Origin of the sequence: Streptomyces sp. Ag109_O5-1 (assembly GCF_003814875.1) — a bacterium.
Lineage (GTDB): Bacteria > Actinomycetota > Actinomycetes > Streptomycetales > Streptomycetaceae > Streptomyces > Streptomyces sasae.
Map to the genome: position 1 here is coordinate 9891968 of NZ_RKQF01000001.1, position 23643 is coordinate 9915610.

22 protein-coding genes and 1 pseudogene are annotated in these 23643 nt (G+C 69.6%); 11 read left to right on the plus strand and 12 right to left on the minus strand.

Features of this window, described 5'->3' with window-relative positions; genetic code table 11:
- Positions 1 to 19 precede the first annotated feature (19 nt).
- Complete coding sequence (locus EDD90_RS45130) at positions 20 to 2320, minus strand: FdhF/YdeP family oxidoreductase (protein WP_123978847.1); 2301 nt, start codon at positions 2318 to 2320, stop codon at positions 20 to 22.
- 212 nt (positions 2321 to 2532) lie between these two features.
- Here EDD90_RS45130 and EDD90_RS45135 point away from each other — a divergent pair, with 212 nt between their 5' ends.
- Entirely contained in the window at positions 2533 to 3447 is a 915-nt protein-coding gene (locus EDD90_RS45135) for a LysR family transcriptional regulator (protein ID WP_123978848.1), read from the plus strand.
- A 60-nt stretch (positions 3448 to 3507) separates the two neighbouring features.
- Positions 3508 to 3837, plus strand: coding sequence for a hypothetical protein (locus EDD90_RS45140; protein ID WP_260328800.1), 330 nt, complete (start codon positions 3508 to 3510; stop codon positions 3835 to 3837).
- A gap of 2 nt (positions 3838 to 3839) precedes the next feature.
- Here the strand turns inward: EDD90_RS45140 and EDD90_RS45145 are convergent, their stop codons facing one another.
- The 4 genes from EDD90_RS45145 to EDD90_RS45160 form a co-directional block, all read right to left on the minus strand.
- Positions 3840 to 4934: an AraC family transcriptional regulator gene (locus EDD90_RS45145; protein WP_123978850.1), complete on the minus strand. Its 1095-nt coding sequence runs from the start codon at positions 4932 to 4934 to the stop codon at positions 3840 to 3842.
- Positions 4935 to 5003: 69 nt separating this feature from the next.
- Entirely contained in the window at positions 5004 to 6431 is a 1428-nt protein-coding gene (locus tag EDD90_RS45150) for an aldehyde dehydrogenase family protein (protein ID WP_123978851.1), read from the minus strand.
- Positions 6428 to 7306 carry an SDR family NAD(P)-dependent oxidoreductase gene (locus tag EDD90_RS45155; protein ID WP_123978852.1) on the minus strand — a complete coding sequence of 293 codons (879 nt, stop codon included), beginning with the start codon at positions 7304 to 7306 and terminating at the stop codon, positions 6428 to 6430. Before EDD90_RS45155 ends, EDD90_RS45150 begins: the two co-directional genes overlap by 4 nt.
- Positions 7303 to 8649 carry an NAD(P)/FAD-dependent oxidoreductase gene (locus tag EDD90_RS45160; RefSeq protein ID WP_123978853.1) on the minus strand — a complete coding sequence of 449 codons (1347 nt, stop codon included), beginning with the start codon at positions 8647 to 8649 and terminating at the stop codon, positions 7303 to 7305. Before EDD90_RS45160 ends, EDD90_RS45155 begins: the two co-directional genes overlap by 4 nt.
- A gap of 423 nt (positions 8650 to 9072) precedes the next feature.
- Here EDD90_RS45160 and EDD90_RS45165 point away from each other — a divergent pair, with 423 nt between their 5' ends.
- Entirely contained in the window at positions 9073 to 10317 is a 1245-nt protein-coding gene (locus EDD90_RS45165; RefSeq protein WP_123978854.1) for an MFS transporter, read from the plus strand.
- A 10-nt stretch (positions 10318 to 10327) separates the two neighbouring features.
- The gene (locus tag EDD90_RS45170; protein ID WP_123978855.1) at positions 10328 to 10834 is read left to right on the plus strand and encodes an ABC transporter ATP-binding protein; all 507 of its coding nucleotides are present in this window, start codon (positions 10328 to 10330) and stop codon (positions 10832 to 10834) included.
- Positions 10835 to 11126: 292 nt separating this feature from the next.
- On the opposite strand, the gene EDD90_RS45175 is transcribed toward EDD90_RS45170, so the two are convergent.
- Positions 11127 to 11531 carry an FKBP-type peptidyl-prolyl cis-trans isomerase gene (locus EDD90_RS45175; protein ID WP_123978856.1) on the minus strand — a complete coding sequence of 135 codons (405 nt, stop codon included), beginning with the start codon at positions 11529 to 11531 and terminating at the stop codon, positions 11127 to 11129.
- Positions 11532 to 11740: 209 nt separating this feature from the next.
- Between EDD90_RS45175 and EDD90_RS45180 the strand changes: the two genes are divergently transcribed.
- From EDD90_RS45180 to EDD90_RS55960, 5 genes and pseudogenes are all read left to right on the plus strand, one after another.
- Positions 11741 to 13564 (plus strand): RHS repeat protein, encoded by a 1824-nt coding sequence (locus EDD90_RS45180; RefSeq protein WP_123978857.1) that lies wholly within the window; start codon positions 11741 to 11743, stop codon positions 13562 to 13564.
- 110 nt (positions 13565 to 13674) lie between these two features.
- Positions 13675 to 13914, plus strand: coding sequence for a hypothetical protein (locus EDD90_RS57910; RefSeq protein ID WP_260328502.1), 240 nt, complete (start codon positions 13675 to 13677; stop codon positions 13912 to 13914).
- Positions 13915 to 14816: 902 nt separating this feature from the next.
- The gene (locus tag EDD90_RS45190; RefSeq protein WP_123978858.1) at positions 14817 to 15410 is read left to right on the plus strand and encodes a TetR/AcrR family transcriptional regulator; all 594 of its coding nucleotides are present in this window, start codon (positions 14817 to 14819) and stop codon (positions 15408 to 15410) included.
- Positions 15411 to 15496: 86 nt separating this feature from the next.
- Positions 15497 to 16186: a type 1 glutamine amidotransferase domain-containing protein gene (locus EDD90_RS45195; protein WP_123978859.1), complete on the plus strand. Its 690-nt coding sequence runs from the start codon at positions 15497 to 15499 to the stop codon at positions 16184 to 16186.
- 108 nt (positions 16187 to 16294) lie between these two features.
- Positions 16295 to 16555 (plus strand): annotated as a pseudogene (locus EDD90_RS55960) (hypothetical protein); the annotation flags it as partial.
- Between the two features lie 247 nt (positions 16556 to 16802).
- Here EDD90_RS55960 and EDD90_RS45205 read toward each other — a convergent pair.
- From EDD90_RS45205 to EDD90_RS45215, 4 genes are all read right to left on the minus strand, one after another.
- Complete coding sequence (locus EDD90_RS45205) at positions 16803 to 17216, minus strand: hypothetical protein (protein WP_260328503.1); 414 nt, start codon at positions 17214 to 17216, stop codon at positions 16803 to 16805.
- 51 nt (positions 17217 to 17267) lie between these two features.
- Positions 17268 to 17402, minus strand: coding sequence for a hypothetical protein (locus tag EDD90_RS57915; protein WP_260328504.1), 135 nt, complete (start codon positions 17400 to 17402; stop codon positions 17268 to 17270).
- 96 nt (positions 17403 to 17498) lie between these two features.
- Positions 17499 to 18515 (minus strand): IS110 family transposase, encoded by a 1017-nt coding sequence (locus tag EDD90_RS45210; RefSeq protein ID WP_260328505.1) that lies wholly within the window; start codon positions 18513 to 18515, stop codon positions 17499 to 17501.
- 310 nt (positions 18516 to 18825) lie between these two features.
- Entirely contained in the window at positions 18826 to 19623 is a 798-nt protein-coding gene (locus EDD90_RS45215; protein WP_123978861.1) for a rhomboid-like protein, read from the minus strand.
- Positions 19624 to 19787: 164 nt separating this feature from the next.
- Here EDD90_RS45215 and EDD90_RS45220 point away from each other — a divergent pair, with 164 nt between their 5' ends.
- Together EDD90_RS45220 and EDD90_RS45225 are read left to right on the plus strand one after the other, a co-directional pair.
- The gene (locus EDD90_RS45220; protein ID WP_185149448.1) at positions 19788 to 20981 is read left to right on the plus strand and encodes a sensor histidine kinase; all 1194 of its coding nucleotides are present in this window, start codon (positions 19788 to 19790) and stop codon (positions 20979 to 20981) included.
- On the plus strand, positions 20978 to 21646 hold the full coding sequence (locus EDD90_RS45225) for a response regulator transcription factor (protein WP_123978863.1): 669 nt from the start codon (positions 20978 to 20980) through the stop codon (positions 21644 to 21646). Before EDD90_RS45220 ends, EDD90_RS45225 begins: the two co-directional genes overlap by 4 nt.
- A gap of 218 nt (positions 21647 to 21864) precedes the next feature.
- On the opposite strand, the gene EDD90_RS57920 is transcribed toward EDD90_RS45225, so the two are convergent.
- Together EDD90_RS57920 and EDD90_RS57925 are read right to left on the minus strand one after the other, a co-directional pair.
- Positions 21865 to 22665: a transposase gene (locus EDD90_RS57920; protein ID WP_260328506.1), complete on the minus strand. Its 801-nt coding sequence runs from the start codon at positions 22663 to 22665 to the stop codon at positions 21865 to 21867.
- Between the two features lie 129 nt (positions 22666 to 22794).
- On the minus strand, positions 22795 to 23571 hold the full coding sequence (locus EDD90_RS57925) for a transposase (protein ID WP_260328507.1): 777 nt from the start codon (positions 23569 to 23571) through the stop codon (positions 22795 to 22797).
- Between the last annotated feature and the right edge of the window lie 72 nt (positions 23572 to 23643).

The window sequence follows — 23643 nt, forward strand, 5'->3', positions numbered from 1 at the left end:
CCTCCCTGCCCCGACCGTGCTACACCGGTGCGCGGTCGGCGGCCCGCTCCAGGCGGATGATCACGCTCTTCGAGGTGGGGGTGTTGCTGATGTCGGCGACGCTGTCGAGCGGCACCAGGACGTTGGTCTCCGGGTAGTAGGCGGCCGCCGAACCCCGGGGCGTCGGGTAGGCGACGACACGGAAGGCGTCGGCACGGCGCTCCGAGCCGTCGGTCCAGACGCTGACGAGGTCGACGAGACTGCCGTCGTCGAGGCCGAGTTCGGCGAGGTCGGTGCCGTTGACCAGGACGACGCGCCGGCCGCCCTTGATGCCCCGGTAGCGGTCGTCCATCGCGTACGGGATGGTGTTCCACTGGTCGTGCGAGCGCAGCGTCTGCAGGACCAGGTGGCCCGGCGGTGCCTGGAGCATGGTGAAGTCGTTGACGGTGAAGACGGCCTTCCCGGCGGGCGTACGAAACACCCTCTCGTTGACCGGGTTGGGAAGACGGAAACCGCCGGGGCGCCGTACCCGCTCGTTGAAGTCCGCGAAGCCCTCGACCACCCGGGAGATGCGGTCGCGGACCAGGTCGTAGTCGGCCTCGAAGTCCGCCCAGGGGATGTCCGGTCCGGAGCCCAGGACCTTGCGGGCGAGGCGGCTGATGATGGACACCTCGCTGAGCAGGTGCGCGGAGGCCGGGGCGAGCCGGCCGCGGGTCGCGTGGACCTCGCTCATCGAGTCCTCGACGGTCATGAACTGCTCGCCGCCGGCCTGGACGTCACGGTCGCTGCGCCCGAGTGTGGGCAGGATCAGGGCGGTGCCTCCGCACACCGCGTGGGAGCGGTTGAGCTTCGTCGATATGTGCGCGGTCAGCCGGCAGTTGCGCAGGGCCCGCTCGGTGGCGTCGCTGTCGGGCGACGCCCGGACGAAGTTGCCCGCGACGCCGACGAACAGCTTGGCCCGCCCGTCGAGCATGGCCCGGACGGAGTCGACGGAGTCCAGGCCGTGCCTGGCCGGCGCGGTGAAGCCGAACTCCCGCCCCAGCCGGTCGAGGAACGGCTGGGGCATCCGCTCCCAGATGCCCATGGTGCGGTCGCCCTGCACGTTGCTGTGCCCCCGGACCGGGCACACGCCGGCGCCCGGACGGCCGATGTTGCCGCGCAGGAGAAGAAAGTTGACCACCTCGCGGATGGTGGGCACCCCGTGCTTGTGCTGGGTCAGGCCCATCGCCCAGCAGACGATGACACTGCGGCTGGCCAGCACCCGCTCGTGCACCCGTTCGATCTCGTCCCGGCTCAGGCCGGTGGCCTCCAGGACGGCGTCCCAGGACGTCGCACGGATGTGCTCGGCGAAGGCGTCGTAGCCCGTGCTGTGCGCCTCGATGAAGTCGCGGTCCAGGACGGTGCCCGGCTCCTTGTCCTCCGCCTCCAGCAGCAGGAGGTTCAGTGCCTGGAAGAGGGCCAGGTCGCCCCCGGGCCGTATCTGCAGGAACTGGTCGGCGATGTCCGTGCCGCGGCCGATGATCCCGCGTGCCTTCTGCGGGTGCTTGAAGCGGAGCAGGCCCGCCTCGGGCAACGGGTTGACGGCGACGACATGACCCCCGCGGCGCTTGGTCTCCTCCAGCGCGGACAGCATGCGCGGGTGGTTGGTGCCCGGGTTCTGGCCCACCACGAAGACGAGGTCGCAGTCGTAGAGGTCGTCGAGGCTGACGCTGCCCTTGCCGATGCCCAGCGTCTCGTTCAGCGCGGAGCCGCTGGACTCGTGGCACATGTTGGAGCAGTCGGGGAGGTTGTTGGTGCCGAAGGCCCGCACGAACAGCTGGAGCAGGAAGGCCGGTTCGTTGGCCAGCCGGCCGGAGGTGTAGAAGAGCGCCTCGTCCGGGTGGTCCAGGGCGCGCAGTTCGCCGGCGAGGAGGTCCAGGGCCTCGTCCCAGCCGATCGGCTCGTAGTGGGTGGCGCCCTCGCGCAGCACCATCGGTTCGGTCAGCCGGCCCTGCTGGTTGAGCCAGTAGTCCGACTTCCGGCTCAGCTCGTCCACCGAGTACTGCCGGAAGAAGTCCGCGGTCACCCGGCGGGAGGTGGCCTCGTCACCGATGTGCTTGGCGCCGTTCTCGCAGTACTCGTTGCGGTGCCGATGCCCCGGACCGGGCTCCGGCCAGGCACAGCCCGGGCAGTCGAAGCCCTTGGTCTGGTTGATGTTGAGCAGGGTCAGCGCGGTGCGCTTCGGCGAGGTCTGCCCGAGCGCGTACTGCAAGGCGTGTACGACGGCGGGAGCACCGGTCGCCCAGGTCTTGGGAGCCGTCACCGACAGCTCGGACTCGTCCGGTTCGCCGACATCCCGCATCGCACACCACGCCCTCTTCGTCCCGGGACGAGTACGTTCGCGGCACACCCCCGCCCACTGTTCGCCCTCACTTTTCGGCAGCGCTTCGGGGCGGGTCAAAGCGGAAGTTCCGATCAGCTGACAGGCGCCGCCGATCACAGCAGCTCGGCCGGAGGGCCGCTCCGGGCCGCGTGACCGGCGCCACGCGGCCCGGCGCGGGGGATCATGGACGCGTGCTGCTGCGCCAACTCGAATACCTCGTCGCCCTCGCCCGCGCCCGCCACTTCGCCAAGGCGGCCCAGGCCTGCCACGTCTCCCAGCCCACCCTGTCCGAGGGCATCCGGAAACTGGAGGACGAACTCGGCATCCCCCTCGTCCAGCGGGGCCGCCGATTCGACGGCCTCACACCGGAGGGCGAGCGGGTCGTCCTGTGGGCACAGCGCATCCTCGCCGACCGCGATGCGATGCAGGGCGAGATCCAGGCACTGCGAGCCGGACTGAGCGGCCGGCTGCGCATCGGCACCGTCCCGACCGCGTCCACGGCGGTCGCCCTGCTGACCCAGCCGTTCTGCGCGGCCAACCCGCTGGCGACCGTCCAGGTCTTCGCCGACCTGCAGGCCGAGGACATCGTGAACCGGCTGCGGGCTTACGAACTCGACGCCGCCGTCACCTACCAAAGCTCCATCGCCGGGCACGACTTCACCTTCGTACCGCTGTACCAGGAACGCTACGTCCTGCTGACCCAACGCACCGCGCCCGACCCCGGCCCCGCCGAGATCTCCTGGGAGGAGGCCGCCCAGTACCCCCTGTGTCTCCTGCACCCCGTGATGCAGGGGCGTCAGGTGCTGGACGCCGTGTTCGAGACCGTGGGCGTGACCGTGACACCGCGGGTCGAGACCGACTCCATCGCCTCCCTGTTCGCCCAGGTCAGGGCCGGTCAGTGGGCGAGCATCGTGCCGCACGCCTGGCTGCATGTCTTCGGCGTGCCCGCGGGCATGCACACCGTGCCACTGGTCCGCCCGGTCCGCACGGAACGCATCGTCCTGGTCCTCCCGGCCCGCCGCCCGGTCTCCGTGATCGGGCAGGCGCTGATCGACGTCGTCGGACGGGCGGCGGTCGCCGCCACACTGGAACGGCTGCCCGTCTAGCGATGTATCTCCGGCCGAGCCGTGCGGGGAGGCGGGAGGCAGGATGGTGCCGTGCCCACCATGGTCGTCGAGATCCACGTGCCCCTGCTGCCGGCGTCCGGCCTGCCGGACGGCTCCTACCCGTTTCCCTGGATCGAGGACGTCGAGGACTTCCTGTTCGCTCTCGAAGAGCGAGGCGACGTGGAGATCTTCGACGAGGGAGAGGACGACGACGACATCTACGTCTTCATCGTCACCGGAGCGGGCGAGGAGGAACTGCTGGCGGTGGCGTCCCGCGTGGCCACGCTGCCCGGGGTCCCCACGGGAGCCGTCGCGGTCGTCAGCGACGACGAGGCCGAGGAGTTCGGCCTGGGACGATGGGTGTCGCTTCCGCTGCCGGTTGGGGACTGAACTCAACTCCGCACGCCCGACGGGCCACTACTGTTCCCGCTGTCCCCGGAGAGGAAGCCCTCGCGCAGTTGCAGGGGCGCCATACCGTGCCAGCGGCGGACCGCCCGGCGCAGGGCGCGTTCGTCGGAGAAGCCCGCCTGGCGGGCCACCTCGCGCAGGGTGAGGTGGGGGCGGTGCAGGAGGTGTTCGACGCGTTCACGTCGTACGCCCTCGACGATCGCCTCGTAGGAGGTGCCGCAGTCGGCCAGCCGGCGGCGCAGGGTGCGTTCGCTCGACGCGTGTCTGCGGGCCTGCTCGGCGAAGGAGGGGACGTCCGGGAGGCTCTGCGCGACGGAGATCTCCAACACCTCCAGGAGGTCCTGCTGCCGGCGGCGCGAGGCCATCTGCGCTTCGAGCAGTTCGAGGATCGAGGCGTAGGTGACGGGATCGCGGCCCGGCATCGGCCGGTTGATCCATGCCTGCGGCACCACCATGCGGTTGCGGGCGGCGCCGAAGTGCAGGGGGCAGCGGAAGAGGTCGTGGAACGGCCGGACGTGGTGCGGAGCGGGGAAGGCGAAGCGGACGTCCTGCGGTGCCAGGTCGGCGCCGGCGGCGAGGCGGCCCAGCGTGACGACGCTGGAGAACGCCTCCTCGACGAGGAAGACGGCGACGTTCGGGTCGAGCACCGGATCCGGCAGATCGGCCCGCACCACGTAGTCGGGGCCCTCCCGGCCGGCCGACCAGACCGTCATGGCCCCGGACACGTTCTGGAAGCGCACGCCCGTCTCGATGGCCATCTGGAGGGTGTCGGCGGCGAGCATGGCGAAGCCCAGCAGCCCCCAGGCGGTGAGGTGCTGCGCGGCTCCGACCCGCAGGCCCAGGGTCTCGTCCCCGGTGAGCTCGACGGCGCGCCGGATGACGGCACTGCCCTGGCGGTAGGAGACGCGCAGGGCCGCCGATCGCATCAGGTTCTCGGTGAGGCCGACCTGTGTCAGCTCCGGCCCCAGGTCGACGCCGTACTCGGTGGTGACCTGGCCGAGGTAGCGCAGGATGTTCGGCGAGATCGTCGCCGACGTGCTGCGCGTGGTGCCGTTCTCCGGATCGGGTGCCTCGGGCATGACTTCTCTCCAGGGCCGTACGGCCGTACTGACGACCACCTTAGGCAGCCGCGTCCGGGTTCCGCCTTGTCAGCGGGTGCGGATCCAGACCGTCTTCTCCCTGGTCCACTGGTCGAAGGCGTTGGTGGAACGCTCCGCCCCGCCGAAGCCGGACTGCTTCCAGCCGCCGAAGGGGGAGGTGATGTCGCCCTCGCTGTAGGCGTTGACGGAGACCACTCCGGCCTGGACGCCGCGGGCGAGGCGGAAGGCGGTGTCGAGGTCGCGGGTCCAGACGGAGGCGGCGAGGCCGTAAGGCGTGGCGTTCGCCGTCCGGATCGCCTCCTGCTCGGAGGCGAAGGTCTGGACGGTGACCACGGGGCCGAACAGTTCCTCGGTGAGGACCGTGCTGCCGTCGGGGGCGCCGCCGACCACGGTCGGCGGGTGGTAGGCGCCGTGCGGGTGCAGGCCTTTCGGCAGCCCGGCGGTGTGGGCCACGGCTCCGGCGGCGACCGCCTCGGCCACGGCGTCGGCGACCCGGTCGCGTGCCGCGACGCTGATCAGCGGTCCCGTCCGGGTGTCCGGCTTGGCGGGGTCACCGATGACCAGGGCGCCCGCGGCGGCCGTGAACCGTGCGACGACCTCGGCGGCGATGTCCTCGTGGACCAGGATCCGGGAGCCGGCCGTGCAGTTCTGCCCCATCGTCAGGAACGCGGCCTCGATCATGTCGTCGATGAGTTCGGCGCCGAAGCCGAGCGCGTCCGGCATCAGCACCTGGGGGCTCTTGCCGCCCATCTCCAAGGAGACCCGCTTGAAGTTGGTCTCCGCGGCATCGGCCAGGACCCGCCGCCCGGTCGCCGTCGAGCCCGTGAACGACAGGGCGCCGATCCCGGGGTGGCGGGCGAGGGCCCGGCCGGCTTCCGTGCCGTAACCGGGCAGGACGGTGAGCGTGCCGTCCGGCAGCCCAGCCTCCGCCGCCAGCCGGGCCAGGTGGAGGGCCGAACGGGGTGTTGCCTCGGCCGGCTTGAGCAGCAGGCTGTTGCCCGCGGCGAGCGCGGGGCCGATCTTCCAGGCGGCCATGGCGAGCGGGTAGTTCCACGGGAGGATAGCCGCGGCCACCCCGACGGGTTCCCGGCTCATCAGGCCGAGGTGGTCGTGGCCGGTGGGTGCGATGCGCCCGAAGACCTTGTCGGCCGCCTCCGCGAACCAGCGGATCGACTCGATCGCGCCGGGCACGTCCCCCGTGCGGCAGTCCGTGATGGGTTTGCCCGCGTCCTCGCAGTCCAGCCGGGCCAGGATCTCGGCGTCGCGTTCCATCAGGTCGGCGAGGCGCAGCAGGACCGCGGCCCGCTCCCGGGGCTGCCGACCCGCCCACACCCCGCTGTCGAAGACCCGGGAGGCCCGGCCCACGGCCGTGTCCACCTCGTCGGCGGATGCGGCGGGCAGGGTGTCGAGCGTCTCTCCGGTGGCCGGGTTGACGACCCTGAGCAGCCGGTCGTTCGTGTCCGTGGTCACGGTCATGCCTCCTTCACCAGTTCCCAGCGGCCGTCGACCTGCCGGGCCAGTCCTCTGCGCCGCAGGTCCTCCAGGTACCGGGCCAGGCCACGCTCGCCGCGCCTGCGGAACAGCGGGAGGAGTCTGGGCAGGAGGTTCGGCACCAGCATGGAGAAGCGGACCAGGCGGGATTCGCCCGCGCGTGGATACGCCTCCAGTCGAGGCCGGTCGAGCATGCTCACCACCGCGGTCACGACGTCGGACGGCTGCTGCGGCGGGTCCTGGAACTGCAGGGAGTTGCCGCCGTCGACGGCCTCCTGGCGCAGCATCGGGGTGTCGGTGGCCGACGGCAGGACGGAGCCGACCCGGATGCCCTTGGCGCCCAGGTCCAGGGCGATCGACAGCATGGCACCGCGCAGCCCGAACTTCGACGCCGCGTAGATGGGGGTCTCGCCCTGGGGGAAGATGCCCGCCAGGGACACCGTGGTGATGACCCGGGGGTCGGCGGACGCCCGCAGCAGGGGGATGGCGAGCCGGGTCGCGACGAGCGGGGAGACCAGGTTGAGGTCGATCTCCCGCTCGATGCTCTCCACCGCGCGCACGTCGAACCGCTCGGTGCTGGTCATGCCGACGTTGTTGACCAGCACGTCGAGGCGGCCGAAGGCGAGGGCGACATGTTCGAAGAGGTCCGCCACCCCCGCCCGGTCCAGCAGGTCGCAGCCGAGGCCGAGGTGACCGGCGCCGGGCAGGGCGTCCGCGACCCGCTTCGCACGCTCACCGTCGATGTCGACGACGACGCACACCGCGCCGCCGATCGCGAACCGCCGGCACAGCGCGCTGCCGATGCCGCCCGCGCCGCCGGTCACCAGCATCACCTTGCCGGTGCAGTCGTAGCCGCTCATGCCACGGTCTCCCGGCTCCGGACGACCGGCACCGCCGGCGGGCGTCCCTCGGTGGGCCAGCCCATGGCGGCCGCGACCTTCTTGAGGTACTTGGTGTACGCGGCGCTGTCGACGTAACCGGTGTGGCGCGGGGAGTCCACGAACCTGAGGCCGCCGGACAGGTCCGGGCGGTCACTCCTGATCATCTGCGCGAACCGGTCGGCGTTCGGCATGCCCCGGCGTGTGTCCTGGACGAAGCCGGCGATCAACTGCGCCTGAGCGTCGAACAATTGGTAGGCGCCCGAGTTGGTTTCGATGAAGCCGACGCCGAACAGCCCCTCGTGCTCCCGGGAGAACGACGACAGGTACAGGTCGGGATGCTGCTCGTCGCCGAAGTAGCGCTGGGCGACCGGCACTTTGTGCACGTAGCCGGTCGCCAGCAGGATCAGGTCGAAGTCGTTGCTGCTGCCGTCGGCGAAGCGGACGGTACGGCCCTCGGTGCGCACGATGCCGGGCCGTGCGGTGATGTCGCCGTGCTGCAGGTGGTGCAGGAGCAGCGAGTTGACCGTCGGATGGGTCTCGAAGAGCTTGTGGTCCGGCTTCTGCAGACCGAGGCGGCGCGGATCGCCGTTGACGATCCGCAGAAGTGCGCCGAACAGCTTCTGCTCCAGCCACTTCGGCATCCGGGGACCGACGCCTTCGAGGGTGTCCACGGGCCTGCCGAACACATGCTTCGGGATGAACCAGTAGCCACGGCGCATGCTGATCTCCGCGTGGTCGGCGGCGCGGGCCGCGTCACAGGCGATGTCACAGCCGGAGTTGCCCGCGCCGACCACCAGGACCCGCTTGCCGCGCAGTTCGTCGCTGCTGCGGTAGCCGACGGTGTGCCGGATCTCGCCGCTGAACTCACCCGGAATCTCCGGGATGTTGGGATGCCACTGCGAGCCCGTGCAGACCACGACCTGCCCGTGCCGGCTGGTGCGCCCGTCGGCACGGGTGACCGTCCAGGTGCCGTCCTGGTTCTTCGCCACGTCACGGACCTCGGTGCCGAACTCGATCCGCTCCGTCAGCCCGTAGGCGTCGGCGAAGGACGTCAGATACGACAGGATCTGCCGCCGCGGGGGGTAGTCGGCGAAGTGGTCGGGCATCGGCCAGCCGCCGAAGCCCGAGAGGGTCTTGCTGGAGATGAAATGCGCCGACTCGTACATCGGGCTGCCCGGGTTGTCGATGTCCCACAGCCCACCCGGACCCGTGTGCCGCTCGATGTGTGTGTACGGAAGCCGTCGCTCACCGAGCGCCCGTGCCACTGCCAGCCCCGCGGGACCCGCACCGATGACACATGTGTCGAACTCGGACTCCTTCACGAGTCCACCTCCTCTCGTCGCCACGTTTCGGCGTGGGAGGAACTTAGGCAGCGTGCAGGCACCCGCGGACTGGCCTGTGCGGCCACAAAGAGGACTCCAGCGGCCAGCCCACTGACCGCCCCGGCGCGACACGGGCCGGAGACCTCGCCGCTCGGCCGGTGGTGAAGCGGGGCAGCTCCGCCGGCGGTCCGCCGGTCACCTGAGGTACTACCGCCCGGGTCATCCCGCTCTTGGCCGCGAGGGGCCCCGCCACTGGCCGCCAGGGTCCTTCGTGTGGCCGTCGGTGTCCTCCGTCGGATCGGTCCGCGTTCCTACGGTTGCTCCAATTCGCGCACGCCGGCCCGTCCACGGTCCGTGACAGGACCCGTCCAAGGTCCGCGACAGGACCCGTCCACGGTCCGTGACAGGAAGAGGGGCGTCCCCATGACCGCATCCGTCGGAGCGCCGGCTCCGCCCCGGTCCGTGACAAGTGGCCCGCTCGCGGGAGCCCGCCGCGTCACGGCCACCGTGTTCGCCGCCCAGGGCGCGTCGGTGGCCGCCGTGTCCACCACCGTGCCCGCTGTGGAGAGCCATCTGGGACTGTCGTCCCTGGCGATGACCGCGCTCACGATCGCCCTGACCCTGGCCGCGGGCGCCGGCAGCTTCGCGGGCCTGGCAGCCGTGCGCCGCTCGGGTCCCGTCGCCGTCATGCGCGCGGCGGTGCTGACCGCGGCCGCGGCCCTGCTGGCCGTGGCGTGGGCACCCGGCCGGGCTGTCGCCTCGGCGGCGTACGTCCTCTTCGGGCTGGCGCTGGGTGCCATCGACGTGTCCGTCAACACCCGCGCGGCCACCGTCGAACGCCACTACGGGCGCAGCATCCTCTCCTCCTTCTACGCCGCCTGGAGCGCCGCGGGCGTGGCGGCCGCGCTGCTCACGGCGGGTGTCTCCCGGCTGGGCTTGCCGGTCCAGTACGTCCTGACCGCGCACGCCGCACTCGTGGCCCTCCTGGCGCTGACCGTCCGGCCCCATGTCCTTCCGCCCGCGCTCTCCTCGTCCGGCGACGGTCCGACGCCGGTCGAGGAGGTCCTGGGCCGACGGGTCTGGGCGCGGCTCGCCCCCTTCGGCGTCGTTCTCCTCGTCGCCTACGTCGTCGACTCCACGGTCTCGGCGTGGTCGACCGCCTACCTTCACCAGACCCTCGCCGCGTCCCTGGCGGCCGCGCCGCTCGCGTACGCGGCCTACCAGGCGGGCACGGTGACCGGCAGGGCGAGCGCCGACCTCATGGTGCGCCGAGTCGGGCCGGTGGCGGTGGTCCGGGTTGCCGCCGTGCTCGCGGCCGCCGCCTTGGCCGGTCTGGCAGCGGCCCCGAGTTGGCCGTACGCGGTGGTCGCGGCCGGGTGCGCAGGTCTCGGAGTCGCCGCCCTCACTCCGTTGTGCGTCGCCGCGACGGGCCGGCTGCGGCCCGGTGCCCCCGAGACGGTGCTGGCCCGGCTCAACGTCTTCAACTACGTCGGCGTGCTCGTCGGAGCGGGTGCGAGCGGCGGCCTGGGGGCGACGGGCCACTTCCGTATCGCCTACGCGATACCCGCCGCACTGGCCCTGGTCCTGGTGACCACGGCACGTTTCTTCCGGACCGACGGCACCCGGGCCGCCGCAGGCGCGGACACCACGGCTTCCGGGCTCGGCTGACGTCCGCCCCGTGGGTGTAGAGCATGACCGCGATTCCCGCCGGCCCGCACCTTTTGCCGCCGCGTCCGTCCCCGCTGCCAGGCCGGCGCGGGTCACCGAGTTGCTGGAGACGGTCGGCCTGCCGGGTCTCGCCGACGCCCGCCCCGCCCGCTTCTCCGGCGGCCAGCGTCAGCGCGCCGCCATCGCCCGCGCGCTGGCCGTGGAACCCGACATCCTGCTCCTGGACGAAGCGGTCGCGGCCCTCGACGTCTCCGTCCAGGCCCAGATCCTCAACCTCCTCGCCGACCTGCGCGAACAGGAGGGAACGACGCTGGTCTTCGTGACCCACGACCTGGCCGTCGTCCGCCAGCTCTGCCAGGAGACGGTGGTGATGCGGGGCGGCCGTGTCGTGGAAGAAGGCCCCGTCGCCCGGATCCTCACGACACCGCAGCATCCGTACACCCGGGCCCTGCTGGACTCCGTCCCACGGCCGGGCTGGCATCCGCGCCGGACCCGTCAGACGGACGTGAGCCGGTGACAGCATGACTCCGGGAACGGCGCGGGCGGCCGAGCGGCCGGCGGCCTTCTGGCCGGACCTGGTCGGCGTCCGGATCAGGAAGAGACGAGGCAGTAGGCCATCTCGGCGCCCGCCGGGGACGGTAACGGCCCGGGCGCGAAGAAGGGTGCCCGACGAGAGATTTTCCAGTCCGCGCACCCTTTGCTGTGCCTCTGGAAGAAGCCGAGCTTGCGCGGTGAGTACGAGACCGATCAGTCGCAGCGGAACCGTTCGGACGCTGCGGAGGCGGAAGCGGGAGCGGCAGCCAGGGGCACTAGGCGTTGCTCCACCCGGTCGTGCTGGAATACGAGTCCAGCAGGTCCACCACGAAGACCAGGGTCGAGCCCGCCGGGATCAACGGCGAGGGCGACTGATTGCCGTAGCCGAGACGCGCGGGAACGATGATCTCGCGCCGACCGCCGACCTTCATCCCCCTTACCCCCCGGTCCCAGCCCTTGATGACCTTGCCACTGCCCAGGGCGAACTTGAACGACTCACCCCGGTCCCAGGAGGCATCGAACTCCTTCCCGGACTCGAAGGCCACCCCGACATAGTGGACCCTGACCACCATGCCCGGCTTCACCTCAGCCCCGTCCCCGACGACCAGGTCCCGGATGGCCAGCTCGGTAGGAGCGTCACCCTCCGGAACGTCGACCTCGGGCTTCGTCAGTTCACTCATTGCAGCCTCATCACTCTCCGTCGGAAGCCGTCGCACGGACCAGCCGGACACCTGGACGCTCCATGCAAGACGGTCACGCTACCGAGGATGCCGGTCCCCGGAGCACACCGGATCCAGCGGTCCCACGTGATGATCTTTCGCACAGCCGATGAACGCGACTGGCACGCACAGGTCACGCAGTGATTACGGGACTGCCCTTGGCCCCGGCGGTGAAAGGATCCCGACGAACCAAGAGTCCACGGTCTGGCTGCGCCACCACGCCCGCTTCCGGCAGCAGCGCCACCGTCGGCGGCCCCAACCCCTACTGGCAGACCTGGACCTACGCCGCCGACGGCCAGCGCCAGACGCAGACCGACCACGACACCGCCGGCAACAGCGTCAACGACACCACCACGACCTACCACTACCCGACCGCGGGCTCCGCGACCGACCAGCCGCACACGCTCGGCAGCACCACCGCCACCGGGCCGGCCGCGTCCGCGAACACGGCGTCCTACCACTACGACGCCTCCGGCAACACGACCTCGATCCAGGGCGGAGCACTGGGCGACCAGACCCTGACCTGGAACCACCAGAACCGGCTGGACACCGACACCACGTCGGCCGGCGCCACCAGCTACCTCTACGGTCTCGACGGCGGCCTGGTGCTGCGCACCGACCCCACCCAGGCCACGCTCTACCTGGGTGACGAGGAACTGGTGGAGAACACCGCCACCAAGGCGGTGACCGGCACCCGCTACTACTCCGTCAACGGCACCACCGTGGCTGCCCGTTCCAGCAGCGGGAACATCCAGTACCTGATCCCCAACCGGCAGGGCACCGACTACCTGTCCGTCGACTACCAGACCCAGGCGGTGACACGGCGTCAGTACCTGCCCTTCGGCGGTACCCGCGGCGCGGCCCCGTCCTCCTGGCTCGGCGACAAGGGCTACGTCGGCGGCACCACCGACACCGCGACCAGTCTGGTCAACCTCGGGATGCGCGAGTACGACACTCAGACCGGCCGCTTCGTCAGCCGCGACCCGCAACTGGAGGCCACCGACCCCTCACAGCTGACCGGCTACGACTACGCCGCCAACAACCCGGTGACCGGGAGCGACCCGACCGGACAGCGCTGGTTCAGCTCCCTGTCCAACGCGGTCTCCAGCCTGGCGGACACCGCCCAGCAGGTCATCGACCGGACCAACGCCCCCATGGCCGCACTCGGCTTCGGACAGCTGCTGCTCGGCGCGGCCGCGGACGGCCTGGGTGGCGCGCTCATGGCGACCGGCATCGGGGCACTCGGACCGGGCGAGGCACTGATCCTCGCGGGCTCCGCACTCGCCGTCACCGGCACCGCCACGGTGGCCTTCTCGGTCGCCGCACCGAACATCGCGTATGCCGTGCAGAACGGCGACGGCGGCGGAGGGGGCGATGGGGGTGGGTCCGACAGCTCGTCCTCCGAGGATCCGAGCCGGGACGCGGATGCACAGAAGCTGGCCGATGAGCACGGCGAAAAGGAAGGGCGCGAGGCGCCGCTCACCCTGGACAAGGCGTACCGCTCGCTGGACGGTGCCCCGGAGGGCACACGGGCTCGGGCCATGCCCAAAGAGAACGAACTGAAGGCTGAGCCGGGCGAACAGGTGGAGAACCCGGACATCGAGTACCTCGACCAGCAGGGCAACATCGTCGGCTACGGCGAGATCAAGACGATCATGAAGAACAGCTTCAAGAGCTTCAACGGCCAACTCAGAGAGGCTGTCAAGCAGCTGCGCTGGCGCCAGGACTGGGCAGGGGGCACGGATGTCAACGAGGTCTTCATACAGGTCCCGGACCTGGTTGATGCCTCGGAGGTGAAGGGGTGGGTCCGCCAGTACCGGAATCTGCGGATCAAGAACAACGGCGGCCTCGCCAAGGTCCGCGGGTTCCGTCTGCGGGTCTACAACGAAAGCGGTGACAGTCTGGGCAACTTCGATCTGGGCACCAACGCCGACGAAGGCCATTACGACGAACGTACCCATACCTACTATTCGTCGAACGGGTACTCGTACTGAATCGCCTGCTGTTCTCTGACCGCAGGCTGTGAGCCAGGACAGCGGCGGATGCGTACCGTGAAGGCGCGTCCGCCGCTGGTCCTGTCCGAAAGGCGCGTTTCTTGCCCTCGATGCTTTACCGAGTACGCGAGTTTTTTCCCGACGCGCCGAGTGCGCTGGCGCCGGCGCGGGAGATCTCGCGCGAGCTGGCCGACTGGGTCTCCATGGCCACGCCCCGAATGGAGCCGGTCACCACGGCGGAGCGGTACGCGTACGCCCTCTCCGCTTCGACACCGCCCGCGTCTACGGGAACCAGGCAGAGCCCGGCGTCGGCCCCTGCCTGGACGAACTTCGGCGCCGCACCGTCGTGACGTTCGGCAACGAAGAGCCGAACTCCTGGTTCGCCGGCTACGTGACACTCCGCGCCGACCCGACCGACCTCTGGCCGCTGGGCGAGGGGCTGGCCCTCACTCTCTGGATTCGGCCTCGCCCTTCGGTGGTCCCTACAGCGAGCCGGACCCCGACTGCACCGATGAGGAACCGGATGAGATGGTGTCCCTTCTTGGCCCGCTGTCTCTGGACGTGAGCTGGGACTGCCGCTGGCGGGGTCTGTCGGAGTTCAAGGACTGCGGCGTGCAACTCTGCCTGAGTGGCGTCTGGAGGCGGGAGATCTTCGAGCCGTCCCCGGCGAGTTCGGCATCTGGGTCTCCCTCGGCAACCGCATCGCCTGGACGACCGAAGGCGAGAACTGGGGCCGCGAGTGCGGACTTTCGCTGGGCGAACCCCAGCCGGGTGGGTGACCCGGACGCCCGGATTCGCCAGCGATCAAGCAGCGGGTCCGCAGTTACGGAAGAGCCGCTGGTGCGGTATCAGGTCCGTCAACTGGCTCTCTCTGCGAAGCTACAGCGAAAGCGGCGGCAGTCTGGGCGCCTTGACCACTGGTCCGGAAGCACTGGTCAGGAGGGGCCCAGTCGTGGGAGGAATTGGGAGTTAGCGTGCAAGCCGGACTCGGTCGAGGGCGGGTGAGCGAAGGGCTCCTGACGGGTGAAAACCCAGGTCAGGCGCCATTTCGCAGGTGCTAGAAGAAGCCCAGCCTCTTCGGCGAGTACGACACCAGGAGATTCTTCGTCTGCTGGTGGTACACCATGCAAGGCGCCTTGACCAGGGGAAACGAAGGCCGGACTCACTATGAGTGGGGTCGTGGCCCGTGCATGGTCCGGAGTCCGGAGGCGGCGAATAGACGACTGGTCTACTCGGGTGCTACGGTCCTTGCATGCCAGTCGCCACGCGCACCGCGGACACCCGTCGGATCATCCTCGATACCGCCCAGCGGATCATGGCCCGCAAGGGCTACTCGGCTGTCGGTATCAATGAGGTGCTCGCGGAGGCCGGCGTGCCGAAGGGGTCCTTCTATCACTACTTCGCCTCGAAGGATGCCTTCGGTGAAGCGATCCTCAAGAGCTACTTCGCGGACTACCTCACGGACATGGACGGTATTCTCGCCCGCTCCGGCCAGTCGTCGGCCGAGCGGCTGATGGCCTACTGGCAGCAGTGGCGCGAGACGCAGAGCATCGAGGACTGCCAGGGCAAGTGCCTGGCCGTGAAACTCGGCGCCGAGGTCGCGGACTTGTCCGAGCCGATGCGTCTGGCCCTGAAGGAAGGTACGGGCGCCATCGCCGACCGCATCGAGCAGACGATCGTCCGCGGCCTGGAGGACGGCTCCCTCTCGGTCGACGGTGAGGCCCGCGATGTCGCACAGGCCCTGTACGACATGTGGCTCGGCGCCAGCATCATGGCCAAGATCCACCGTAGTCCGGCCCCGCTCGACACCGCCACAGCGACAACCCGCAGGCTTCTGCACCTGTAGAAGACCCGCACCCCATGTCTGTCCGGTCATGGGGCCCCCGTTTCACCGTTATTAGTAGACTGGTCTACTCGCCCTAGGAGTGTGTCATGAAGGTTCTGATCGTTCTCACCTCGCACGACGAGCTGGGGGACACCGGCCACAAGACCGGGTTCTGGCTGGAGGAGCTGGCGGCGCCGTACTACCGCTTCAAGGAGGCCGGCTGGGAGATCACCCTCGCCTCACCGAAGGGCGGACAGCCGCCGCTGGACCCCAAGAGCAACGAACCCGGCTTCCAGACCGACGACACCCGGCGCTTCGAGGCCGACCCGGAGGCGACCGACGCACTGGCGAACACCGTGCGCCTCGACGTGGTCGCGGTCGGCGGCTTCGACGCGGTCTTCTACCCCGGCGGGCACGGACCGCTGTGGGACCTGGCCGAGGACACCGTCTCCGCGCGGCTGATCGAAACCACTCTCCGCTCCGGCAAGCCGGTGGGACTGGTGTGCCACGCCCCCGGCGTCCTGCGGCACACCGTCAACGAGGACGGCACCCCGCTGGTCTCGGGCAAGAAGGTCACCGGATTCGCCAACTCGGAGGAGGAGGCCGTCCAGCTCACCGATGTCGTCCCCTTCCTGGTCGAGGACGAACTCACCAAGCTCGGCGGCGTCTACTCCAAGACCGGCGACTGGCAGCCCTATGTCCTGCAGGACGGTCTGCTGATCACCGGGCAGAACCCGGCGTCCTCGGCTCCTGCAGCCGACGCCCTGATCGAGATGGTCACCAAGGGCGGCGCGTGAGCGCCTGGGGAACGCCTAGGCGGTCATGCGCCGCGAGCGCGTGACGGACCCGGACCGAGCCGGCCCTCTACGCCGGCTCGGCCCAGGGGAGCCGGGCAGCATGGCGGGGTGACCGACCTGCTGTGGGATGACGTGAGGTGCTTCTTCGACCCGGACTTGATGGGGTCGTTGCCGGACGTACGTGTTCCGGGCGCCTCGGTGGAGGCATGGCAGGCAGTACTCGATCTCCTTGTGGAGAAGGGTTGGAGGTGCCAGTACTCCGAAGGAGAGGTGGTGCTTCCGGTGCCCCGGGCGGAGGCCGTGCTGTCCCGATCGGCGGATGCCGAGTGCCCGGAGCTGCGAGTCTATCTCCCTGCGAACCCAGTCCTCCGGGTCGTGCAGTCTCGTCCGGAAGTTCGTCCAGTCCGGCCCCACGACGGCCAGTAGGAGGTAACTGCGTCGCAGCGCGGTGAGCAGGGAGTCGGGATAGGCCTCGCCGGGAGCGATCGACCGCGACGCACGGAAGACGTGCTGCGGGCCGAAGCGGCGTGACAGCTCCTGGTCGATCAGGGCAGCGTTCTTCTCCCCGTCGCCTGTGCGGTAGTTGATGAAGACCTCTTTCATAGTGGTATCTCCCTCAGGAAGTGGACGAGCGCGATAACGTGCCGAGCCGCGGCCCGAGCTGACGTACGGAAGGATGATCCGAATATCGGGACAGGACGCCGGCCAGACGGCGCAGGTCGGTCGTGACGGTCGCTGAGCGCGCGGTCGCCACGCCGTCGAGCAGTGGCGCCGTCAGCGCACACGCATGGTCGATCTCGCCCGCCGATGCGTAGGCGAGCGCACGACGCACGCCGTACCGGACCTGCATACGCACCGCGTCCGGGCCGACCAGGGCGAGCTGCCGATCGAGTTCCTCACCCGCTTCCCGTGGCCGGCCGAGATCGACCAGGCACCAGCCGGTGACCATGCCGACCGGGTCGGGAAGGTCCATGGAGCCGATCAACGGCCCGTCGGAGCCGTCCTCCTGGCGGGCGAGGCGACGGCTCATGAGCATCGAGCTCTCTTGAAAATCACCTGCGGTGATACGCGTCGGCGCGGTTCACGTGGTCTGTTCGCGTGAGGTGATGGTGACGCCCTTGCCGAGGGCAGCGAGTTGGGCGATCAGGCGTCGGGTGTGGCGTTCTTTGCCGAGGCGGTTGGTGAAGTGATCGGGGCCGAGATCGCGGTAGGGCACGAGGTCGTGGAGGATGTGCCAGGCGGCGACGAGGATGGAGTGTCCGACGGCGAGGGTCGCGCGCTTGGCTCCCCGGTGCGGGACCAGCCGCCGAAATTACGCTCCCAGGTAGGTCGTCTTGCTGTGGGAGGCGCTGGCGCCGGCGATGAACAGAGCGGTCTTGAGCCAGGTGTCGCCGTGGCGGGTGCGTCCGGACAGCCGTCTGCCGGCTGACTCCTTGTTGCCGGGACACACTCCGGCCCAGGAGGCGAGGTGTCCGGCGGTGGCGAAACGGGTCATGTCGATGCCGATCTCGGCGATCAGGACCTGGGCGAGGGTCAGGCTGATCCCGGGAATGGTGATCAGCAGGTCGACCTGCTGCCGCAGGGGCTGCAGCTGGCGGTTGATCTCCTCGCTCAGGCAGGAGATCCGGTTGTCGGCCTCGTCGATGGCCCGCAGCATCGAAGCGATCATGAACGCATGGTGCTCGTTGAAGTCACCGGTCAGGGCGCGGGTCAGCAAGGGGACCTTGCTCTGCGGACTGCCCAGGGCGAGGGACGCCAGCACCTGCGGGTCCCGTTCGCCCGCCACCAAGGCATCCAGCATGGCCCGCGCCGAGCGGCCGGTGATGTCGGTGACGACCGAGGACAGCTTGATCCCGGTGTCCTCCAGGAACATCGCGAGGCGGTTCACGTCGCGGGCCCGGTCCCGGACCGTCTCGGTGCGATACCGGGTCAGGTCCCGCAGCTGACGGATGTCACGCGGGGGAACGAAAGAGGGGCGGACCAGGCCGTGTTCGACGAGCTTGCAGATCCACTGGCAGTCCTTCACGTCGGTCTTGCGGCCGGGAACGGTCTTGATGTGCCGGGCGTTGAGCAGCCACGGCTCGATACCCTCAGTGGCCTCGAGCAGGTAGAACAGCGGTTTCCAGTACGACGCCGTCGCCTCCATGCCGATCCGGGCGATCCTGTTCTCCACCAGCCAGTCCCGCAGCTCCAGCAGGCCGTCGTTCATCGTGGAGAACGTACGGACCTCATAACGGGCGCGCTTGCCGGTGCCCGGAACCCGGATGCATACCTTGACATCCGCCTTGCCCAAGTCGGCGCCCCCGCACCGCTCCTCGATCACATCCATGTCCCGCCCCGCCCTTCCTCGCGTGCACCAGTAGCGGTGCCCGCCCATCAGGGACCACAGGATTCGAAGAAGCTCTCTTGCGTGCTCGCGGCAACACCACTGGACTCCTGCGCTCGGCCCCCGCGTCCGACTACCAAACGGGCTCAACGTTCGGCACCAAGCTCTATCGACGTCCTCCGGACGGGCACCAGCCCCGATTTTCCCGGCCACGGGGCGGGACCGACAGGGCCCGGGATGACTACCAAGGGGCCCTGCACTCATGCATCCACCCGACCGAGATCACCCGGCCAAGTACCGTGTTGGGGTGGGACTATTCGCCTGGGCAGCCCTCATCCTTGCTGCTAACAGGCGCGGTGCTGGTCAGGGAGGAAGCGCCGCAGTGCGTCTCGAACGGGGTACTCAACTTGACCCCCGTCCCGTCCAGTCTGTCGTGCGGTGTGACCCGACGCCGTGCTGGTGGCCGGGCCACAGAAGGTACGCGACCATTGGTACGCCCCTCGGTCTGAAGCGGAGCTGCGCGTAATGTCAGTCGGTGCAGGTAGCGGTGGCGGGCGTCGGACGACCGCAAACCCCATGCCAACAGCATGCCGGTGGACAGTGCTGTCACGTGGCCGACGGGAGTGACCCCCAGCGTGGTCAGGCCGCTCGTGATATGCGGTGCGCGCCCCGCGAGCGCGGCGAACGCGGCCCATCGGTGCCACCGTCGGGCCCCCGCTGCCACCACGGCGGCCAGGGCCGAGACGATCACGTAGGACGGGCCGACGTCCAGCGTCGTACGCAGCGCCGGGTCTGCTTGGCCCGCCGCGATCCGCGCTGCCAGCAGCCCCTCGCTCACCAGTGTGCCGAAGACTTGGCCGGCCGCGATCAGCGCGACCGCCCGCATGTTGCCGAACCGGAAGACGAGGAACGCCAGCACGGCCCCGGCGAAGGCGATGCTGCGCAGACAGGCCCAGGGATCGGCGCCGAACAGGAAGGCGGAGGCGATGAGCGCCTCCACAGGATGATCACCCATATTGGCCAGGTTGGTCGACGCCCAGACGTTCACCGCGTGATCACCGCCGTACGTCAGGGACGACACGGCGGCGAGCAGGGCGAAGCCCCAGGGCACAGGGGAGAACCATCGGCGGGCGGGCGTCCGGGAGAAATCCATGTGGCCGACCCTGGCAAAGGGTGCCCGCCCCGCGGATCTGGCCATGGAATGACCAGCTGATCTCTGTCTCTGGACAGAGGCGGATGATCGCCCTCCCCGCTAGGGTCGGACGCGTGCGAGGCATGACGGTGAGGCATGACGCGGCGTCCTTCGCCCGAGGGCTGACGCTGACTCAGCCGGTCGGGCTGGATGTGCTTTTGGCCATGGTCCTGATGGCGTGGAACGTCTTGTGGTGGACGCTTGGCACGCACCGCACGGGCTGGCCGGCATGGCAGGCCGTGCTGACGTGCTCGTTGGTCCTGGCTGTCGCCGTCCGGCGGCTGCTGCCACTGCCGGCACTGGCGGTGGCGTCGGTGACGATGGCCACCGAGGCCGCAGTCGGCGTGTCGGGGATCCTGGCGACTGCCTTGCTGGTGTACGAGGTAGCGGTCACCCGGCCCGCACGTGTCGCGGCGTACGCGGTCATGGTGGCAGGCGCCGCACAACTCGCCTTGACGATCCCCCTGCAGGGCATAACAGGGCACTCCTGGGGGTGGCCGGGGATGATCCAAGTCCTCATCGTCGAGGGCGCCGCCTGGGCGATCGGATGGTCCATCAGACAGAGCCGCGCCTACACCCGTGGCCTGGTCGAGCAGGCCGAAGAGCGGGCACAGCTCCTCCTCGCCGAGGAACGCATCCGCATCGCCCGGGAGTTGCACGACGTAGTCGCGCACAGCCTGAGCATCGTCGCGGTCCAGGCAGGCGTCGGCCACCACGTCATCGGCAGCCGGCCCGACGAGGCCGCGAAGTCCCTCTCCGTGATCGAAACGACGAGCAGGGCAGCCCTGGGAGAGCTGCGTTCACTGCTGGGCGTCCTGCGCGATCATGACGATGCCGAATGGCTGCCCGGCGGCCTCGACGACCTCAACACGCTCCTCGAACAGACCCGACGGGCCGGCGTCCAGGTCGAGTTGACGATCAGCGGTCACCCGCACGCCCTGCCCCGAGGTCTGGACCGCGCCGCCTACCGCATCTTGCAGGAAGCCCTGACCAACGTCGTCAAGCATGCCCGCACCAGCCACGCCCAGGCGACGGTCGACTACGCACCGGGCGAGGTCGCTCTCACGGTCGTCGATGCCGGAGCCGGCCGCACGTCCACCCCGGTCACCGAGGGCCACGGCCTGACCGGCATGAAGGAACGCGCCGCCCTCTACGGCGGCGAGGTTCACGCGGGCCCGCTCTCGCCGCACGGCTTTCGCGTCAACGCCCGGCTGCTGTACGCCACGGACGAGCGAACAGCCCAGCTCCCCGTGGGCGCCGATCCGGAGGACGCATGACGGTGCGAGTCGTCGTGGTGGACGACGAGACGCTGGTGCGTGCCGGGTTCCGTGTGCTGATCGAGTCGGAAAACGATCTCCAGGTCGTCGGAGAGGCGGCCGACGGGACCCAGGCGGTCAAGGTGATCCGCGAACTGCGCCCCGATGTAGCCCTGATGGACATCCGGATGCCCGGGCTCAATGGCATCGAGGCCATCCGCACGCTGCTCGGCGGCCCGTCTCCGGTGCCCGTCCACGTCCTGGTGCTCACCACCTTCGACCTGGACGAATACGTCTTCGAGGCGCTCCGTGCAGGCGCCGCGGGCTTCCTCCTCAAGGACACTCCACCCGCACGCCTGATCGACGCCGTGCGGGTGATCGCCACCGGGGAGTCGCTGCTGTCACCCGGCGTCACTCGCAGGCTCATCGAGACCTACGTCCGCCGCCCCGGCTACCCCGGCCCGGTCACCCATGCCCTGGACGGGGTGACCGGCCGCGAGCGTGACGTGCTGGGCCTGATCGCACGTGGCCTGTCCAACAACGAAATCGCAGCCGAGCTGTATCTGACCGTTGGCACGGTCAAGACCCACGTCAGCCATCTGCTGACGAAGCTGGGGGCCAGGGACCGGGCCCAACTCGTCATCGCCGCCTACGAAAGCGGGCTGGCCGGGCCCGCACGTCGTTGAAGCAGGACGAGCAGGACCCCTGGCGAGCCGGACGTACCCCACCCGACGCCCTTGAGTTAGCTTCGCAACCCTCGTGCTGCATGGCAGGTCCTGCTTTCATGCGCCCACCTGGCCAAGATTCCCCGACCAGGGACCCCGTTCGATCAGAACCGTCCTCATAATCGATAGGGCAATGGCTTCTGAGCTTGACTCTGTCGGGGATCTTGGAGTTGCCGAGGTCAGGTGCCTAGGGTTCGCCAGGACTTCGGCCGGGGTAGTTCGTGCTGGTCGAGGTAGTTCTGGAAGGCGGTCGGCTGGCGGGGTGTGGGTGCTTCCTCGGTCGGTGTCAGTCCGCTGAGGCGCTCGATGTTCACGGCGATGGCCGTCAAGACGTGCTGGATGTGGGCCTTTCCCTGTCCTCGGTAGCGGCAACGGCGCATGCCGTGGCCGTGGGCGAACTCGTTGACGGTTCCCTCCACCCCGGAGCGCACCGCGTAGCGGGTCTTCCACTCGGGTGTCTGCTGCTCGGCGCGGACGCGGAGTTGCAGGTCGCGAAGTTCTCGCGGGGGAAAGCCCACGGTCCGGGCGCTGTCGGCGGTGGTGGTGCAGCGGGTGCGGGCAGGGCAGGGGCGGCACTGGCTCTTGGTGAACCGGGCCACGATCAGCGGGGCGGCGGTGGGCGAGGAGGTCGGGTAGGGGCCGTGCCAGCCTGCGCTGATCTGGCCCTGGGGGCAGGTGACCTGGCGGCGGTCGAAGTCGATGTGGAAGTCGTCCCGGCCGAAGCCTTCGTTCTTGCGGTGTTGGCGGGTGGGGTTGCTGCGCAGTGGCCCGGAGACGGTGACCTGGTGCTCACGTGCGGCTTGTTCCAGGTGGGGCAGGGAGGTGTAGCCGGCGTCGACCAGGTGCTCGGCGGGCAGTAAGCCGCGGCGCCGCAGTCGGATGTGGATGCCGGGCAGGACCTGGCTGTCGTGGGTGGTGGCCGCGGTGGTGGCCACGTCCGTGATCACGTTGGGGCCGTCAGGAGCACAGGTCTCGGTCAAATGGGCTGAGAACCCCTTCCAGTTGATGATGTGTCCGTGCCGTGCGTAGCGGGCCGAGGTGTCGTAGGGAGAGACGATCGCCCGGGACGAGGGCGGCAGTCCGGGCCCGCCTTCCGTCTCGGCAGTGCGTCAGCGCAGGTGTCCTGCGGCGTCACGGTGGTAGTTCTGCACCATGATCTGGCGCAGGGCCTGGACACGCGGGCCCGACGCGCGGTCCGCTCCGTGACGGTAGAGGTGCTCCAGGAGCCGGACGGCGTCGTTTCCGGTGGCGAGGATCCTGGTCTTGGGTTTGGTGGGGTTCTTGCCCAGACGGACCGGTCGGGCGTAGCGGCGTCCCCAGTCCTCATCGACCAGATCGTCCAGCAGGTGAGGAGAGATACCGGCGACTTCTTCCAGTGCAGCGCGGACCGCCTCGGTGACCAGCTCCATTCGGGTGAGATCCCGTACCGCGGCCAGGACATGGGTGGAGTCGGTGCGCTGCGTGGTGCGTTCGCGCACCAGGCCGGCCTCCTTGAGGCGGGCCAGCGCCAGGTCGAGCAGGTGGTCGGCACGGCCCTCTTCGGCGAGACGGTCGCGGAAGTCGGCCAGCACACTGTGATGGAAGCCTGGGTCGTCCAGTTCCATGGCCAGCGCGTACTTGAAGTCGATGCGGCAGCGAACCGCCTCGGCGGCCTGCCGGTCCGACAGGCCGAGCACGAACTGCAGCACACAGACGGTGGCCAGCTGGGCGGGCGAGAGACCCGGACGCCCGTCGCGCGGGTACCAGTCGGCGAAGTCCTCGTCGCACCACAGCCCGTCGAGCCGGTCGCGCACCCATATCGCCGTCGTGCCGTCCGGATTGCTCGCCCGCGCGATCTGCGCGGTCAGAGACGGGACTTGTTCACCGGAACGGGGACGGAGGGACAACGAGCACCTCGACAATCGCAAGGACCTTTGGAACAGCCCCGAGCATGCCCGTTGATCACGCTGCCGTACCGG